At 70.2% G+C, this 16,296-nt stretch carries 15 protein-coding genes and 1 pseudogene; 11 read left to right on the top strand and 5 right to left on the bottom strand.

All coding sequences use genetic code 11. The features are described 5' to 3' along the window. Positions 1-227 (bottom strand): annotated as a pseudogene (locus A5681_RS27830) (hypothetical protein); the annotation flags it as partial. Here A5681_RS27830 and A5681_RS19740 point away from each other — a divergent pair. Beyond that, positions 226-639 carry a hypothetical protein gene (locus A5681_RS19740; RefSeq protein WP_231996367.1) on the top strand — a complete coding sequence of 138 codons (414 nt, stop codon included), beginning with the start codon at positions 226-228 and terminating at the stop codon, positions 637-639. The pseudogene A5681_RS27830 and the gene A5681_RS19740 overlap by 2 nt on opposite strands. Here the strand turns inward: A5681_RS19740 and A5681_RS19735 are convergent. Genes A5681_RS19735 through cobG form a run of 3 tightly spaced genes read right to left on the bottom strand, consistent with a single transcriptional unit; the run spans position 636 to position 3,898 of the window. After that, entirely contained in the window at positions 636-2,117 is a 1,482-nt protein-coding gene (locus tag A5681_RS19735) for a precorrin-2 C(20)-methyltransferase (protein ID WP_067278881.1), read from the bottom strand. The genes A5681_RS19740 and A5681_RS19735 overlap by 4 nt on opposite strands. Next, the gene (locus A5681_RS19730; protein WP_067278878.1) at positions 2,114-2,740 is read right to left on the bottom strand and encodes a precorrin-8X methylmutase; all 627 of its coding nucleotides are present in this window, start codon (positions 2,738-2,740) and stop codon (positions 2,114-2,116) included. The genes A5681_RS19735 and A5681_RS19730 overlap by 4 nt, the downstream gene beginning before the upstream one ends. A 9-nt stretch (positions 2,741-2,749) precedes the next feature. Continuing rightward, on the bottom strand, positions 2,750-3,898 hold the full coding sequence (gene cobG, locus A5681_RS19725) for a precorrin-3B synthase (RefSeq protein ID WP_067278875.1): 1,149 nt from the start codon (positions 3,896-3,898) through the stop codon (positions 2,750-2,752). Positions 3,899-4,000: 102 nt separating this feature from the next. Here cobG and A5681_RS19720 point away from each other — a divergent pair, with 102 nt between their 5' ends. The 8 genes from A5681_RS19720 to A5681_RS19685 all read left to right on the top strand — a co-directional run bounded on the left by A5681_RS19720 (position 4,001) and on the right by A5681_RS19685 (position 13,317). Continuing rightward, complete coding sequence (locus tag A5681_RS19720) at positions 4,001-4,828, top strand: ABC transporter permease (RefSeq protein WP_067278873.1); 828 nt, start codon at positions 4,001-4,003, stop codon at positions 4,826-4,828. A 10-nt stretch (positions 4,829-4,838) separates the two neighbouring features. Continuing rightward, positions 4,839-5,594 carry an ABC transporter ATP-binding protein gene (locus tag A5681_RS19715; protein WP_067278871.1) on the top strand — a complete coding sequence of 252 codons (756 nt, stop codon included), beginning with the start codon at positions 4,839-4,841 and terminating at the stop codon, positions 5,592-5,594. After that, positions 5,591-6,607 (top strand): ABC transporter substrate-binding protein, encoded by a 1,017-nt coding sequence (locus A5681_RS19710; RefSeq protein WP_067278869.1) that lies wholly within the window; start codon positions 5,591-5,593, stop codon positions 6,605-6,607. Before A5681_RS19715 ends, A5681_RS19710 begins: the two co-directional genes overlap by 4 nt. 13 nt (positions 6,608-6,620) lie before the next feature. Continuing rightward, entirely contained in the window at positions 6,621-7,712 is a 1,092-nt protein-coding gene (locus A5681_RS19705; protein ID WP_067278867.1) for an LLM class flavin-dependent oxidoreductase, read from the top strand. Positions 7,713-7,754: 42 nt separating this feature from the next. Further along, positions 7,755-8,423 carry an alpha/beta hydrolase gene (locus A5681_RS19700; RefSeq protein WP_067278942.1) on the top strand — a complete coding sequence of 223 codons (669 nt, stop codon included), beginning with the start codon at positions 7,755-7,757 and terminating at the stop codon, positions 8,421-8,423. A gap of 3 nt (positions 8,424-8,426) precedes the next feature. Next, positions 8,427-12,002 carry a cobaltochelatase subunit CobN gene (cobN, locus tag A5681_RS19695; protein WP_067278864.1) on the top strand — a complete coding sequence of 1,192 codons (3,576 nt, stop codon included), beginning with the start codon at positions 8,427-8,429 and terminating at the stop codon, positions 12,000-12,002. A 68-nt stretch (positions 12,003-12,070) separates the two neighbouring features. Then, on the top strand, positions 12,071-12,457 hold the full coding sequence (locus A5681_RS19690) for a PPOX class F420-dependent oxidoreductase (RefSeq protein WP_067278861.1): 387 nt from the start codon (positions 12,071-12,073) through the stop codon (positions 12,455-12,457). A gap of 5 nt (positions 12,458-12,462) precedes the next feature. Further along, positions 12,463-13,317 (top strand): type 1 glutamine amidotransferase domain-containing protein, encoded by an 855-nt coding sequence (locus A5681_RS19685; protein WP_067278858.1) that lies wholly within the window; start codon positions 12,463-12,465, stop codon positions 13,315-13,317. 5 nt (positions 13,318-13,322) lie between these two features. Here the strand turns inward: A5681_RS19685 and A5681_RS19680 are convergent, their stop codons facing one another. Further along, positions 13,323-14,030: a dienelactone hydrolase family protein gene (locus tag A5681_RS19680; protein ID WP_067278853.1), complete on the bottom strand. Its 708-nt coding sequence runs from the start codon at positions 14,028-14,030 to the stop codon at positions 13,323-13,325. Positions 14,031-14,103: 73 nt separating this feature from the next. Here A5681_RS19680 and A5681_RS19675 point away from each other — a divergent pair, with 73 nt between their 5' ends. Continuing rightward, positions 14,104-14,640 (top strand): FxsA family protein, encoded by a 537-nt coding sequence (locus A5681_RS19675; RefSeq protein ID WP_067278850.1) that lies wholly within the window; start codon positions 14,104-14,106, stop codon positions 14,638-14,640. Positions 14,641-14,746: 106 nt separating this feature from the next. Further along, positions 14,747-16,279, top strand: coding sequence for an amidohydrolase (locus tag A5681_RS19670; RefSeq protein ID WP_156738066.1), 1,533 nt, complete (start codon positions 14,747-14,749; stop codon positions 16,277-16,279). Positions 16,280-16,296 lie beyond the last annotated feature (17 nt).

The following is a 16,296-nucleotide window of genomic DNA, read 5'->3' as shown; positions in this document are numbered from 1 at the left end:
GAATCCGCGGCCGCCGCGCTGGTGCCGGCACCCGCGGCCGCACCGGCACCGATGGCGACCGCGCCGGCGCCGTCGATCGGCACCGCCCCGGCCAGCGTGAGCAACGCCCCGACGATGTCCAGCGCCCCCGCACCGACGGTAGCCGCACCGGCGGGAGGCGGACCGGTCGGCGGCGGGCCGGGCGCCGGCTTCAGTCCCACGGCCACGGACGGCATCGGCGCGGGCATGTCCGACGCCCTCTACGCGGTCGGACTTTCCGGGCTGGCGGCTCGCGGCAGTGCCAGTAATCGGGCACGTCGTAAGTCGGAAGAGCCGGCGCCCGACGACGTTGACGCACCCGCCGAAGCGGCCGCGGCCGCCGCGGCCAAGAAGAAGGCGCGGGCCCGGCGGCGCCGCGCCGGCACGGCCACCGACCGTGCGTACCGCTACGAATTCATGGACCCGGATTCGGGCGTCGACGACGACATCCCGGATGCCGTGCGTGCCTCCGATCAGGGCGGGGGATCGCTCGGATTTGCCGGCGCCGCAACGATATCCGGTCTCGCGCAGCCGACCGGGTTGACGACGCTGACCCGGGAAGGCTTCGGTGACGGCCCGACCGTGCCGATGATGCCCAGCAGCTGGGGCGGTGACGACTAGCCGAGCGGGTAACGCCGGGGTGTGAACACCCGGTCGCCGGAATCGCTTGCATGCCATTGGGTTTGGGATGAACCGATGATCAGCAGGCAACGCATGTCCACCTCGGTGGGGTCGAGATCTGCCAGCCGCACCACGCGGACGTGCTCGTCGGGGCCGGAGACGTTCCGGCCGATCACCACCGGCGTCCCGGGTTCGCGGTGTTCCAGCAGCAGATCGCGCATCGCGCCGACTTGCCACGTTCGCGTTTTGGACGCCGGGTTGTAGATCGCCAGCACCAGGTCGGCGGCGGCCGCGGCCGCTAGCCGCTCGGCGATGATCTCCCACGGCTTGAGCCGGTCGGACAGCGAGATCACCGCATAGTCGTGGCCCAGCGGCGCGCCGACCCGGCTGGCGACGGCTTGGGCGGCCGTCATCGCGGGAATCACCCGGATGCCCACTCCCGGCCACTCTTTGGCCTCTTCCAGTACCGCGGTGGCCATCGCGAACACGCCCGGGTCGCCCGAGGACACCACCGCGACGGCGCGTCCTTCCTCGGCCAGCGCGCAGGCCAGTCGGGCGCGCGCCGGCTCGTCGGTGTTGTCGCTGGGGTGCCGCCGTTGGCCGTCGCGCACCGGGACGCGATCCAGGTAGCCGGCGTAGCCGATCAGGTCGGTCGCGCCGGCCAGCTCGCGTCGGCTCTGTGGGGTCATCCAGTCACGGTCGCCGGGCCCCAGGCCGACCACCGCCACGGTGCCGGCCGCCGGTGACTGCCGCCCGCGGCGCCCGCCCGGCAGCATCGCCAGCGAGAAGTAGGGCACGCTGGCCTCGTCGACGTCGGCGGCGGGCAGGATCCGCTGCCCGGCGGTGCTGGCCCGTTCGACATAGTACGCGTCATCGAGTTGTCCGGATGCCGAAAGCGCTTCGCGCACAGCGTGATACGAGCGACCTAGCTTCAGCACCACCGCGGCGTCCGCATCGGCCAGGCGGCGGGTCAGTTCGGCGACCGGCAGGGTGCCCGGTAGCACCGAGAGCACCTCGTCGCCGGCCACCAACGGGGTCGCGATGGCCGCCGAGGCGGCGCTCACCGACGTCACCCCCGGCACGATGACGGCGTTGAACCGCTGCGTCAGCCGGGTGTGCAAATGCATGTAGGAGCTGTAGAACAGCGGGTCGCCCTCGGCGAGCAGGGCCACGTTGCGGCCCGCGTCGAGATGAGCGGCGATGCGCGCGCTGGCTTCCATGTAGAAGTCCTCGAGCGCCCCGGCGTAGCCGCCGGGGTGGTCGGTCGCCTCGGTGGTGACCGGATAGATGAGGTGCTCCTCGAGCTGCCCGGGCCGCAGGTACGGTTCGGCGATGCCCCGCGCGATGCTGCGGCCGTGCCGGGCGCTGTGGTAGGCCACCACGTCGGCCTCGCCGATCACCCGGGCCGCCTTGACGGTCACCAGTTCCGGGTCCCCAGGCCCCAGCCCGACGCCCCAGAGCGTGCCCCGCACGGTCATTCGCGGTCGCTCGCGATCGCGTTGACGGCGGCGGCGGCCATGGCGCTGCCCCCGCGGCGGCCCCGGACCACCAGATACGACATCCCGCGCGGACGGTCGATGAGCTCCTGCTTGGACTGGGCCGACCCGACGAACCCGACCGGCCCGCCCAGCACCCCGGCCGGCGGGGAAACCCCTTCGTCGACCAGCTCCAGCAGCCGGAAGAGGGCGGTGGGTGCGTTGCCGATGGCGAGCACGGCCCCGGGCAGCCGGTCGGCCCACAGCTCCACCCCCGCGGCCGATCGAGTGGTGTGCCGGCGAGCGGCCAGCTCCGCGGCGTGCGGGTCGGCCACCAGCGAGACCACCTCGTTGCCGGCCGGCAGCCGCGCGCCGGTGATCCCGGCGGCCACCATCGACGAATCGCACAGCACCGGAGCGCCGGCGCGCAGGGCGGCGCCGACGCGCTCGGCGACGTCGTCGGTGTAGGCGACGTGCTCGGCGACGTCGACCTGCCCGCAGGTGTGGATCAATCGCACAACCACCCGCGCGATGTCGTCCGGGAAGCGTGCCAGGTCGGCCTCGGCCCGAATGGCCGCGAACGACTGGCGGTAGATCTCAGCTGCGTCGCGGATGTAGTCGAGCACCCGATTACCCTAAGGTCCTGGCGGCGACCCGCTTCGCCCGGCTTCGCCGCGCTTGCGGTCACGGCGTAGCGGGCGGTATCCGTCGCCGGTCGCCAGGAGCACCTCGCCGCTCAGCGGGCTGCCGCACGTGCGGTCGCAGCCGACGAAATGGCGGTGCATTCCTTTATCCCCGCCCAGCGCAGCGGCCGCGTCGGCCCGGACATCGGCCAGCGAATGCGCGCATCCGGGGCTGCCGGTGCAGGCGCTGACATTCAGCCAGGGGGAGTTCTCGTCGAATACCAGACCGAGGGGGGCCAGCACCCGCAGCGCGACGTCGGCGACGCCCTCGTCGAGATCGCACACCAGCACCGAGCGCCAGGGCGTGATCACCAGCGGGGCCTCGACCGCCGCCAGGTATTCCGCGACGGTCGCGGACAGCACTCCCAGTGGCACGGCGGCACCGAGCGTCACCCGGCCGTCGTCCTGGTCGATCCAGCCCACCGGCGGCCTGGTGACCGGGGGAAAGGCGACGGCGCCCAGTTCCGCGCCGGGCAGCAGGCTTGCGACGTCGTCCAATTCCTTGACGCGCCAAGCGCTTCCACGCGTCGACGCAAACCGTGTCGCGATGATGACCAGCGTCTCGACTACCTCACCGGCGGTAAGCCACACGCCGGTGTCGCGTCCGGCAAGCAGCAACGCCCAGCCATCGGGAAGAGCGTGCACACCGACGTCGGCGCGCAAGCCCGAGACGTCGGCGCGCCCGTCGTCGAGGCTGAACCAAAAGCGTCCGCCCAGTTCGGCCAAGCGCGGTTCGGCGCGGATCGCCGTGTCCAGCTCGGCGACCCACGGACGCACGTCGACAGTCCCGCCGGCCCGGCCGGATAGCGGCGAAGCGACGATGTTGCGTACCCGCTCGTGGGTCGCCGAGGGCAACAGCCCCGCGTCGGCGATCGCCTCGGCCGCCGCGGTCACATCGGTGATGCCGCGCAGCTGGACGTTGCCGCGAGCGGTGAGCTCCAACGTCGCCGAGCCGTGTTCGCTTGACACCCGCGCGAGCGCCGCCAGCTGGGCGGCGGTCAGCATGCCGCCGGGCAGCCGGATCCGCGCGAGGGCACCGTCGGCGGCCCGGTGCACCTGCAGCGCACCCGGGCATGCGTCGGTGTCGCGGGATCTGGGCACGCGTCCACGGTACGGCCACCGGCTCCCCGTGGTGGTCGAGGTTGTCGTCAGGCAGATGAAAACCCTTACCCGACCGGCTCGACCGGCCTTAGCGTCGACCTAGTGAGCATCGCCACCACGCTCGCTGCTTCGTCGACCGAAACGGGTAGCGCTCCGGCGCCGGGTCAGGCGGGCTTGTGGGCCCGTCGCAAATGGGAATTCGTGCGCATCGCGTCCCCGCTGGCGTTGCTCGCGTTGTGGCAGCTGGGCAGCGCTCTCGGCCTGATCCCGCAGGACGTTCTCCCGGCCCCTTCCCTGATCGTCGACGCAGGCCTGGAGCTGGCCCGCAATGGCCAGCTCGCGAGTGCGCTGCACATATCCGGCATCCGGGTTCTCGAGGGACTCGCGCTGGGCGGGGCGATCGGCGTCGCGGCGGGCGCGGCCGTCGGGCTGTCCCGCTGGCTGGAGGCGACGGTCGACCCTCCGATGCAGATGATCCGCGCCCTGCCGCACTTGGGCCTGATTCCGCTGTTCATCCTGTGGTTCGGAATCGGTGAACTGCCGAAGGTCCTGCTGGTCGCGCTGGGCGTGATTTTCCCGCTGTATCTCAACACCTTCTCGGCGATCCGACAGGTCGACCCGAAGTTGTTCGAAACGGCTGATGTACTGGGCTTTTCGTTCCGTCAGCGGTTGACCCGCATCATCGTGCCCAGCGCCGCACCACAGGTGCTCGTAGGGTTCCGGCAATCGTTGGCGATCGCGTGGCTGACATTGATCGTCGCCGAACAGATCAACGCGGACAAGGGAATCGGCTTCCTGATCAACAATGCTCGCGATTTCCTGCGAATCGACGTGATCATCTTCGGGCTGACCGTCTACGCGCTGCTCGGCATCGCCACCGACGCGATCGTCCGCCTCATCGAACGCCACGCTTCGCGCTACCAGAACTGAAAGGGCAGGTTTGACACTCATCGCGGAACCCGGGCCGACGGCGCAAGCGCGCCCGCGGATCGCCGGCGAGCTGAGCCACGTCGACAAGTGGTACGGCAGCAGGCAAGTGCTCAACGATGTTTCGCTACGCGTGGCCGCCGGCGAGATCGTCGCGCTCCTGGGTCGGAGCGGCTCGGGCAAGTCGACCGTGCTGCGGGTGCTGGCCGGGCTCTCGCGCGACCACAGCGGCGACCGGGTAGTGGCGGGCGCCCCAGCGCTGGCTTTCCAGGAACCACGGCTGTTTCCCTGGCGCGATGTCCGGACCAACGTCGGCTACGGTCTCACCCGCGGCGGGCTACCGAAGGACCAGGTGCGGCGCCGCGCCGAGCGGGCGCTGGCCGACGTCGGGCTCGCCGACCGCGCCGACGCGTGGCCGCTGGCATTGTCCGGCGGCCAAGCGCAACGCGTTTCACTCGCTCGCGCCCTCGTCGCCGAACCACAACTACTGCTGCTCGACGAGCCCTTCGGGGCGTTGGATGCGCTGACCCGACTGACCATGCGAACACTCTTGCTCAATCTGTGGCGTCAACACCGATTCGGTGTGCTGTTGATCACCCACGACGTCGACGAAGCGGTCGCGCTGGCCGATCGCGTGCTCGTGCTCGAGGAAGGGCGCGTCATCCACACCTTGGCCATCGACGAGCCCCGCCGCACCCCGGGGGATCCCGGTCCGCACACCCAGCAGCACCGCACCGAGCTGCTGCACCGGCTGGGGGTGCGGCTTTGACCCGTTGGCGGGTCGTCGTCGCACTGGCCACGGCCCTGGGCCTCTTGCTCACCGGATGCGTTGCACGCAAGCCGAATTCGGGATTATCGACGCCACCGGCGGCCGTTCCGTTGTCGGAACTGTCGGGTCTCACGCTGCAGGTGGGCGATCAGAAGGGCGGCACCGAATCGCTGCTACGCGCCGCCGGTCAGCTGGACAACCTGCCGTACCGCGTGGCGTTCTCGACCTTTACCTCTGGGCCGCCGCAGGTGGAGGCGGCCACGGCCGGCAAGATCGACTTCGCGATCACCGGAAACACGCCGCCGATTTTCGGGGCGGCCAGCAACGCGAAGATCAAGGTGGTCTCCGCCTACGGTGGCGGCGGCGCCGGCAATCGCATTCTGGTCCACGCCGATTCACCGATCAAGACGGTGGCCGACCTTCGCGGCAAGGCCGTCGTCGTGGGCAAAGGCAGCTCGTCGCACGCGAACCTCCTGGCTCAGCTGGACAAGGCCGGGCTCAAGGCGTCGGACATCAAATTCGTTTACCTGCAACCCGCCGACGCGCTGTCCGCATTCAGCCAACGGCAGGCCGATGCGTGGGCCATCTGGGATCCCTACACGGCACAGGCCGAACAGCAGATCTCGGTACGCAGCATCGCCGAGGCGCAGGGCGTCACCAACGGTGACTGGCTCGGGGTCGCGTCAGATCAGGCCCTGGGCGACCCGAAGCGCAACACCGCGCTATCGGATCTGCTGGTGCGTTTCGAGAAGGCGGTGCAGTGGGCGAGGGGCCACCCGCAGGAATGGGCCCAAAACTATGCCGCCGCAGTCGGGTTGGATCCGCAGGTCGCGGCGGTGGCGCAGGGCCGCAGCCTGCGCCTGCCGACAGACCTCGGCGATGACGTGATCGCCTCGGAGCAGCGCCTGGCCGATCTGTTCGCGGCGGCGGGTCAGCTGCAATCGTCACCTAAGTTCGCCGACTGGGTCGACCGTCGATTCAATGAGGCGCTGCGGCCAAGCCTCACCAGCTGATTGAAGGGGATGCATGTCGGCGAAGTTCTTCTGGTTTCTGCCCACCACCGGCGACAGCCGGTCCATCGTCGGGGGCTCGCACGCGTCTTCGCACCACGTCGTCCCGGCGAGTCATCGCGAGCCCAGCCGGCGATACCTGGCAGAGGTGGCCCGTGCTGCCGACCGGCTAGGCTACGAAGGCGTGCTCACGCCCACCGGAACATGGTGTGAGGACGCGTGGTTGACCGCGGCGGCGCTACTGGCCGAAACGGAGCGGTTGAAGTTCCTGGTGGCCTTCCGCCCCGGGCTGGTGCCCCCGACCCTTGCAGCGCAGCAGGCCGCGACCTTGCAACGGTTTTCGGACGGTCGCGTCCTGCTGAACGTCGTCAGCGGCAGCGACGATCGTGAGCAGCGCCGCTTCGGCGACTGGCTCGATCACGACGAGCGCTATGCCCGCACCGGCGAGTTCCTGCAGATCGTCAATTCGGTGTGGCGCCAGGACGCCGTCGACTTCACCGGCAAGTACTTCCACGTCGAAGATGCGCGCGTGTCTGCGCCCCCGGACCCGTTGCCGCAGATCTACTTCGGCGGCTCGTCACCGCCCGCCCTGGCGATCGCCGCCGAGTTCGTCGATGTGTACCTCACCTGGGGGGAGCCACCGCAGGCCGCGGCGGAGAAGATTCAAAAAGTGCGAGCGTTGGCGCACGAGCATGGCCGCAGCCTGCGGTTTGGCATCAGGCTGCACACGATCAGCCGCGATACCTCGGCCGCCGCGTGGGCCGTCGCCGACGAACTGGTCAACGAGCTCAGCCCCGAACAGATCGCGAATGCGACTGAGCTACACGCGCATTCGGAATCGGAGGGTCAGCGGCGAATGACTGCGCTGCATGGCGGTCGCCTCGACCAGCTGGAGATCTACCCCAATCTGTGGGCCGGAGTGGGACTAGTGCGCGGCGGAGCGGGCACGGCGCTGGTCGGCAGCCACGAGGAGGTCGCGAATCTGATCGCCGAATACCACTCGCTGGGCTTCGACGAATTCATCCTGTCCGGCTACCCCCACCTGGAAGAGGCGTACTGGTTCGCCGAGGGCGTGCTGCCGGTCCTGCGGCGTAACGGCGTGGCCTGATCGGCCGTTTGTGGCCGTGCCACTCGGGGCATCCTCGTGCCCGTGCAGACAGTCGAATACGCCCCGGGCCGACTGGCCGACGTCTACGGTGATCCGGGCCAGCCGACGGTCCTGTTGTGGCATGGGATGCAGACCGATGCGCGTGCGGCCTTCGGTCCGCTCGCCGGCATACTCGCCGAGCTGGGCGCGGCGGTGGTGGCGCCGGACTGGAATTCCCACGCCGAAGACGGCGGCCGCGCGGATCTGTCGCGGTCGCTCGACTTCACCCGGGAACGCGCCAGCGACCCCGACGCCATCACCCTGGTCGGGTGGTCCATGGGTGGGTGCGCCGCGGCGGGCCTGACCCTGCGCGGCGACGTTCCCTTGGCGCACACCGTCTGCCTCGCCGGGGCATTCATGGTGCCCGACCCGTTGACCGGACGGGTGCCCACCGACGCGTTGACGGCGGAGCGCGCCGGCACCCCGTTCACGTTGCTACACGGCCTTGCCGACGACGTCGTCCCCGTGACGGCCAGCAGGGACTTCGCCGCCGCCTTGCGGCGGGTTGGCTGGCCGGTGGAGTTGGTGGAGCTGGCGGCCGACCACGGGTCGATCGCGGGCGCTGACTACGACGCCGTCGCGGATCGCTACGAGCCGGGCAAGAGCGACGCGGCGCTGCGGGTCGCCGGAGAGGTCGCCGCCCGGATCGCGGCGACCCTACGGTACGAATGAGGGGTGGCTGAGCCGACCATCCTTTTGCTGTCGACGTCCGACACGGACCTGATCAGCGCCCGCTCCAGCGGGAAGAACTATCGGTGGGCCAACCCATCGCGCCTGGATGACAGCGAGTTGCCGGACTTGCTGACCGGCGCCTCGATCGTGGTGGTCCGCATCCTCGGCGGATACCGCGCCTGGCAGAGCGGCATCGACACGGTGATCGCCAGCGGGGTACCGACGGTGTTGGTCAGCGGTGAGCAGGCCGCCGACGCCGAACTGACCGGGCTGTCCACGCTCGCCGCCGGCATCGCGGTGCAGGCGCACATCTATCTGGCGCACGGCGGCGTCGAAAACCTCCGGCAGCTGCACGCCTTTCTCTCCGACACCGTGCTGATGACGGGATTCGGGTTCAGCCCGCCCGTCGTGACACCGACCTGGGGCGAGCTGGAGCGGCCGAATGCCGCCGCGAGCGACGGCCCCACGATCGCCGTCCTCTACTACCGCGCGCAGCAGCTGGCCGGCAACACCGGCTACGTCGAGGCGCTCTGCCGGGCCATCGAGGACGCCGGCGCGCGGCCAATGCCGGTCTATTGTGCGTCGCTGCGGACCGCTGAACCCGAACTGCTGCAAAGGCTGGGCGACGCCGACGCGATGGTGGTCACCGTCCTGGCCGCCGGGGGACTGAAGCCGGCCACCGCGTCGGCCGGCGGCGACGACGACAGCTGGAACGTCGAACACCTTGCTGCCCTGGATATTCCGATCCTGCAGGGACTGTGCCTGACCAGCTCTCGGGCTCAGTGGAGCGAAAACGCCGACGGGCTCAGCCCGCTCGACGTGGCCACCCAGGTGGCGGTGCCCGAATTCGACGGCCGCATCATCACGGTCCCGTTCTCCTTCAAGGAGATCGACGACGACGGGCTGATCGCCTATGTCGCCGACCCGGAGCGGTGCGCCCGGGTGGCGGGCCTGGCGGTCCGGCACGCGCGGCTGCGCCACGTCGCCCCGGCCGACAAGCGGGTGGCCCTGGTGTTTTCGGCCTATCCGACCAAGCACGCCCGCATCGGGAACGCGGTGGGCCTGGACACACCGGCCAGCGCCGTCGCGCTGCTGCGCGCCATGCGTGAGCGCGGGTACCAGGTGGGCGAGCTGCCCGGGCTCGAAGCCGACGACGGGGACGCCCTGATCCACGCGTTGATCGAGCGCGGTGGTCAGGACCGGGATTGGCTTACCGAGGGACAAATAACCGGCAACCCGATCCGGCTGTCCGCCAAGGACTACCGTGCCTGGTTCGCCACGCTGCCCGCCGAACTGACCGACGCGGTGACACAGCATTGGGGCCCGCCGCCCGGCGACCTCTTCGTGGATCGCACGAACGACCCCGACGGTGAAATCGTCATCGCCGCAATGCAGGCCGGCAACGTGGTGCTGATGGTGCAGCCGCCCCGCGGCTTCGGCGAGAACCCGGTGGCGATCTACCACGACCCCGACCTGCCGCCCAGCCACCACTACCTGGCCGCCTACCACTGGCTGGACACCGGATTCGGTTCACATGCGTTGGTGCACCTCGGCAAGCACGGCAACCTGGAATGGCTGCCCGGCAAGACGCTGGGCATGTCGGCGGCCTGCGGATCGGACGCCGCGCTGGGGAACCTGCCGCTGATTTACCCCTTCCTGGTCAACGACCCGGGTGAGGGGACCCAGGCCAAGCGGCGGGCGCACGCGGTGCTGGTCGACCACCTCATCCCGCCGATGGCGCGCGCCGAAACCTATGGCGACATCGCCCGGCTGGAGCAATTGCTCGACGAGCACGCCAACGTGGCCGCGCTGGATCCCGGCAAGCTGCCCGCCATCCGCCAACAGATCTGGACGCTGATCCGGGCCGCCAAGATGGACCACGATCTCGGGCTCACCGAGCGGCCCCCGGAGGACTCCTTCGACGACATGCTGCTGCACGTCGACGGCTGGCTCTGCGAGATCAAGGACGTGCAGATCCGTGACGGCCTGCACATCCTCGGCCAAAAGCCCTCTTGCGAAACCGAACTCGACCTCGTGCTGGCGATCCTGCGCGCCCGTCAGCTGTTCGGGGGTGAGCAGGCCATCCCGGGGCTGCGGCAGGCGTTGGGCCTCGCGGAGGACGGCACCGACGAACGCGCAGCGGTCGACCAGACCGAGGCCGCGGCCCGCGAACTGGTCGCGGCGCTGCAAGCCGGCGGCTGGGATCCCGCCGCCGCCGACCGCATCACCGACAACCCCGAGGTGGCCGCGGTGCTCCGGTTCGCGGCCACCGAGGTGGTGCCCCGGCTGGCCGGCACCGCCGCCGAAATCGACCAGGTGCTCAACGCGTTGGACGGCCGGTTCGTCCCGGCCGGTCCGTCGGGATCACCGCTGCGCGGCCTGGTCAACGTGCTGCCCACCGGCCGCAACTTCTACTCCGTCGACCCCAAGGCGGTGCCATCGCGACTCGCCTGGGAAGCCGGTGTGGCGCTGGCTGATTCGCTGCTGACCCGCTACCGCAACGACCACGGGCAATGGCCCCAGTCGGTGGGGCTCTCCGTGTGGGGCACCTCGGCGATGCGCACCGCCGGCGACGACATCGCCGAAGTGCTTGCGCTGCTGGGGGTCCGGCCCGTCTGGGACGACGCTTCGCGGCGCGTCGTCGACCTCACCCCGATTCCGCTCGCCGAGCTGGGCCGTCCGCGCATCGACGTGACGGTGCGGATCTCGGGCTTCTTCCGCGACGCCTTCCCGCATGTGGTGACGATGCTCGACGACGCGGTGCGGTTGGTCGCAGCTCTGGACGAGCCCGCCGAGGAGAACTACGTGCGTGCGCACGCGCAGGCCGATCTGGCGCAGCATGGCGACCAGCGCCGTTCCACGACAAGGATTTTCGGCTCCAAGCCGGGAACCTACGGCGCGGGGCTGTTACAGCTGATCGACAGCCGCAACTGGCGCGACGACGCCGACTTGGCGCAGGTGTATACCGCGTGGGGCGGCTTCGCCTACGGCCGCGGCCTGGACGGCCGCGAGGCGGTCGACGACATGAACCGCCAGTACCGGCGCATCGCCGTGGCCGCCAAGAACACCGACACCCGCGAACACGACATCGCCGACTCCGACGACTATTTCCAGTACCACGGTGGCATGGTGGCCACGGTCCGGGCACTGACCGGGCAGGCGCCGGCCGCCTACATCGGCGACAACACCAGGCCCGACGCGATCCGGACGCGGACGCTGTCCGAGGAGACCACCCGGGTGTTCCGGGCCCGCGTGGTCAACCCGCGCTGGATGGCCGCGATGCGCCGGCATGGCTACAAGGGTGCGTTCGAAATGGCGGCGACGGTGGACTACCTGTTCGGTTATGACGCCACCGCCGGGGTGATGGCCGACTGGATGTACGAGCAGCTCACCCAGAGCTACGTGCTGGACCCCGAAAACCGCAAGTTCATGGCGGAATCCAATCCCTGGGCGCTGCACGGCATGGCCGAACGACTGCTGGAGGCCGCCGGCCGCGGCATGTGGGAACAGCCGCAACCGGAGACGCTCGATGGCCTGCGCCAGGCGTTGTTGGAAACCGAGGGTGACCTGGAGGGCTGACCCCTGACGCGGGTGGGCGGCTGGACGGACACTCGGCACGGGCGGGCTAACGGGCGTAGGTTGACACCGTGACACCCACCTTCGCCGATCTCGCCAAGGCGCAATACATCCTGCTGACCACGTTCACCAAGGACGGCAAGCCCAAGCCGACGCCGATCTGGGCCGCCGCCGACCAGGATCGGCTGCTGGTGATCACCCAGGAAAAATCGTGGAAGGTCAAGCGGATTCGCAACACTCCGCGGGTCACACTGGCCACTTGCACCATGCAGGGCAAACCGACCAGCGAGGCCGTCGAAGGCACCGCCGCCATCCTCGACAAGTCGCAGACCGCCGCGGTGTACGACGCGATCGGGCGCCGTTACGGCGTGGTGGGCAAGGTCTTCAACTTCGTCAGCAAGCTGCGCGGCGGCATGGAGAACAACGTCGGGCTCGAACTCAAGGTGTCCCCGACGTAAGGGCCATGGGCACCGTTCTCGTCCCGATCCCGGACCGCGACTTCGACCCCACCGAGGTCGCGGTCAGTTGGCGCGTCCTGACCGACAACGGGCATCGGGTGGTGTTCGCCACCGAAAGCGGAGCGCCCGGCGCGGCAGACGACATCATGGTCAGCGGCCGCGGCCTAGACGTCTGGTCCGCCCTCCCGGTGCTGGGCGGCATTCCCGCCATCGGGCTGATGTTGCGCGCCAACAAAGACGGGCGCAACGCCTATCGGAACATGTTGACGGCAGACGAATTCCAGCATCCAATCGCGTGGGCCGACGCGACCCTCGACGGCATCGATGCGCTGCTGCTGCCCGGCGGGCATCGGGCCCGCGGAATGCGCAGCTACATCGACAGCGACATCCTGCATCGGCTCGTGGTGGACGCCTTCAAACGCGGCGTGGTCGTCGCCGCCATCTGTCACGGCGTGCTGCTCGCGGCGCGCAGCATTGACCCCGAAACGGGCCGCTCGGTGCTCTACGGGCACCAGACCACGGCCCTGACCTGGGCGATGGAGCGCATGGCGTGGCGGTTGACGCGCGTCACCCGGTTTTGGGACCGAAACTACTACCGCACCTACACCGAGCAGCCCGGCCAGGAGCCGGGTTACATGTCGGTGCAGGCGGAAGTGACTCGCGCGCTTGAAGATCCAACGGATTTTCGCGACGTGGTGCGCGGTTCACCGGACTGGCGGCGCAAAACCTCCGGCATGGCGCGCGACACGGCCACCGACCCGCGGCCCGCGTTCGTCGTCGACGACGGCGACTACGTGTCCGCGCGCTGGCCGGGCGACACCCACACGTTCGCGACGGCCCTGTCGCGAAAGCTCAACTGACGCAGCTACGTCGTCGCGCCCGCCGCCAAATGCTCGCCGAAGAACGCGAACACGCGGCGCCAGGCGTCCTCGGTGGCCGCCTGGTCGTAGCCGAAACCGGCGATGCGAAGCAGTGGCTGGGCGGGCAGGTCGTTGGCAAAGCTATGTCCCACACCGGGATAGACCTTCACATCGGCGGTGATGTTCTTCCTGGCGATGGTGTCGCGCAGCTTCTCGGGCGCGCCCCGTCCCAGCGGGTCCTTGGCGCCGAAACTGGCCACGATCGGGCACGCCCCGTCTAGCGTCTTGTCCAGGTTGCGGGGCAGGGGAGCGCCGTAGAACGGGGCGGAGGCGCCGAAACCTTTGGGAGACATGACCAATGCGAACTGGCCGCCCATGCAGAACCCCGCGATGCCGACTTGGCCGGAACATTCCGGCATGGCCTTCAGGTGATCGCGCGCCGCCAGGATGTCCGACAGGGCGCGGCCGCGCTGCGTCTGCAGCTCCTTCATCACCCGGGTGATGCAGCGGACGCGGCCACCCCGCGCGTACATGTTGGGGGTGATCGCCAGATAGCCGGCCTGGGCGATGCGCTTGTTGGTCGACTCCTTGTCGCGGGCGTATCCGAACGCGTCATGAATCACGACAACGCCCGGCCACGGGCCCTGACCCGAGGGAAGGTCCAGCAGCGCGTCGATCGGTCCGTCGGGCGTGTCGATCTCAATCGTGGTCATAGCGTCATCTAACTGCAATCGCCCCGGACACCACCATGGGAACTTCGACGCGGTCGGCGCACGTTGCCCTGACATGCTGTCACGGCTGTTTCTCGGCTACGCCGTCGTCGAGCTGGCGGCGATCATCGCCCTGGTCTCGACGATCGGGTGGGGTTGGACGCTGCTGGCATTGGTGGGCACCTTTCTGCTCGGATGGGGCCTCCTGGTGCCGATGATGGGCTCGCACCTGCTGCGCCAGGTCGGCGATCTCCGCTCCGGTCTCGCGGAACCGCGCACCGCGGTGCGGGACGGGACGCTGGTCTCGCTGGCCACCCTGCTGGTCCTGGTACCCGGCCTCGTGACAACGGCGCTGGGGCTGTTGCTGATGGTGCGACCCGTACGGTCGGCCGTCGGGCCCGGTTTGGCCGCGATCGCGATGCGCGGACTGCGGCGGCGCATGCCGCTGCTCGCCGACACGACCCTGTTCGGCGCCGGCGCGCGTCAGACCGGCGGCCCCGCGCCCGACGGCTACATCGACGGCGAGGTCGTCGACGTCCGGGACTACCGCCCGCCCGCCCTCGAGAACGAGCCGGTGCGCGGCGGATTCCCGGGCCGGCCCGCCTGGGACTGATCGCCCCGCCCCGAAGCCCACGTAGTTTTGCCCTGTGAGCCACACGCCCACCACGCTGCTGGTCAATGCCCGGGTGCACAGCCCGACCCATCCGGACGCCACCGCCATGGCGGTGCGAGGCGACGTCATCGCCTGGCTGGGCAGCGACGACGTCGGCCGCAGCCTGTTTCCCGACGCTGACATCGACGACGTGGACGGCGGTTTCGTGGCGCCGGGATTCGTGGACAGCCACATCCACCTCACCGCCACCGGCCTGACGCTCAGCGGCCTCGACCTGCGCGCGGCCGGCTCGAGAGAGGAATGCCTCCAGCTGGTGGCCGACTATGCGGCGGCCCACCCGGGCCTTCCCGTCTGGGGGCACGGGTGGGACGAATCGTCGTGGCCGAAGGACAGCCCGCCGAGCACCGCCGACCTCGACGCCGTCCTGGGTGACCGGCCCGCCTACCTGTCCAGGGTCGACGTCCACTCCGCGCTGGCCTCGACGGCCCTGCGCCGGCGCATCGCGGACCTGCCGGCGGCGGCCGGTTTCCATCCCGACCGGCCGCTCACCGCCGACGCCCACCATCTGGTGCGCGCCGCCGCGCGCGACATGCTCGTGCCCGAGCAGCTGACCGAAGCCCGCACCGCCGCCCTGCGCGCCGCCGCGGCGGCAGGCATCGTCGCGGTGCACGAATGCGCCGGACCCGAAATCGGCGGCCTCGACGACTGGCTGCGGCTGCGGTCGCTCGATCAGGGCGTCGAGGTGACCGGCTACTGGGGTGAGGCCGTGAGCACCCCGGCGCGGGCGCGAGCGCTCATCGAGGAGACCGGAGCCCGCGGGCTGGCCGGCGATCTGTTCGTCGACGGCGCGCTCGGGTCGCGCACCGCCTGGCTGCACGAGCCCTACGCCGACGCCGCGGACCGGTTCGGCACCTGCTACCTCGACCCCGACCTCGTCGAGGCACACGTGCGCGCCTGCACCGAGGCCGAGGTGACCGCCGGCTTTCATGTCATCGGCGATGCCGCGGTGTCGGCGGTGGTGACCGCCCTGGAACGGGTCGTCGCCGACCTCGGGGCGGTGGCCGTCGCCCGGTGCGGACACCGATTGGAGCACCTCGAAATGGTCACCGCCGAGCAGGCCGCCCAACTGGGGCAATGGGGCGTCATCGCCAGCGTGCAGCCCAACTTCGACGCGCTGTGGGGCGGCCCCGACGGCATGTACGCGCGCCGCCTTGGCGCCGAACGAGGCAGTCGGCTCAATCCGTTTGCGCTGTTAGCATCCCAAGGCGTGCCCCTCGCGCTCGGTTCCGACGCACCGGTCACGGGCCTCGACCCGTGGGCGAGCGTGCGCGCGGCGGTCAACCACCGCACCCCCGGTAGCGCGGTCTCCGCGCGGGCCGCATTCGCCGCCGCAACGCGTGGCGGCTGGCGCGCCGCCGGCATCCACGACGGCAAGACGGGAACGCTGGTGCCCGGCGCGCCGGCTTCCTATGCCGTCTGGGACGCCGGGGCCCTCGACGTCCGCGCGCCCCGCGACGCCGTTCAGCGCTGGTCGACCGACCCACGCGCCCGCGTACCGGCCTTACCGCGCTTGGGCCCGAGCGACACCTTGCCGGGGTGCCGGCGAACGGTGCATCGGGGCGCTGTCATCCATGGCTAGGGAATGGTTCGGCCGAA

This window comes from Mycobacterium scrofulaceum (assembly GCF_001667885.1).
GTDB classification, from domain to species: Bacteria; Actinomycetota; Actinomycetes; order Mycobacteriales; family Mycobacteriaceae; genus Mycobacterium; species Mycobacterium scrofulaceum_C.
The sequence above is the reverse complement of the archived record's forward strand: the minus strand, read 5'-3'. Positions and strand labels throughout refer to the sequence as shown.

Excerpts from the sequence above, each read along its gene's own strand:
- A5681_RS19735 (WP_067278881.1), bottom strand. The coding sequence starts at position 2,117 with ATGACCGTGCGGGGCACGCTCTGGGGCGTCGGGCTGGGGCCTGGGGAC.
- A5681_RS19740 (WP_231996367.1), top strand. The coding sequence starts at position 226 with ATGTCCGACGCCCTCTACGCGGTCGGACTTTCCGGGCTGGCGGCTCGC.
- A5681_RS19705 (WP_067278867.1), top strand. The coding sequence starts at position 6,621 with ATGTCGGCGAAGTTCTTCTGGTTTCTGCCCACCACCGGCGACAGCCGG.
- A5681_RS19675 (WP_067278850.1), top strand. The coding sequence starts at position 14,104 with ATGCTGTCACGGCTGTTTCTCGGCTACGCCGTCGTCGAGCTGGCGGCG.
- A5681_RS19670 (WP_156738066.1), top strand. The coding sequence starts at position 14,747 with ATGGCGGTGCGAGGCGACGTCATCGCCTGGCTGGGCAGCGACGACGTC.
- A5681_RS19685 (WP_067278858.1), top strand. The coding sequence starts at position 12,463 with ATGGGCACCGTTCTCGTCCCGATCCCGGACCGCGACTTCGACCCCACC.
- A5681_RS19680 (WP_067278853.1), bottom strand. The coding sequence starts at position 14,030 with ATGACCACGATTGAGATCGACACGCCCGACGGACCGATCGACGCGCTG.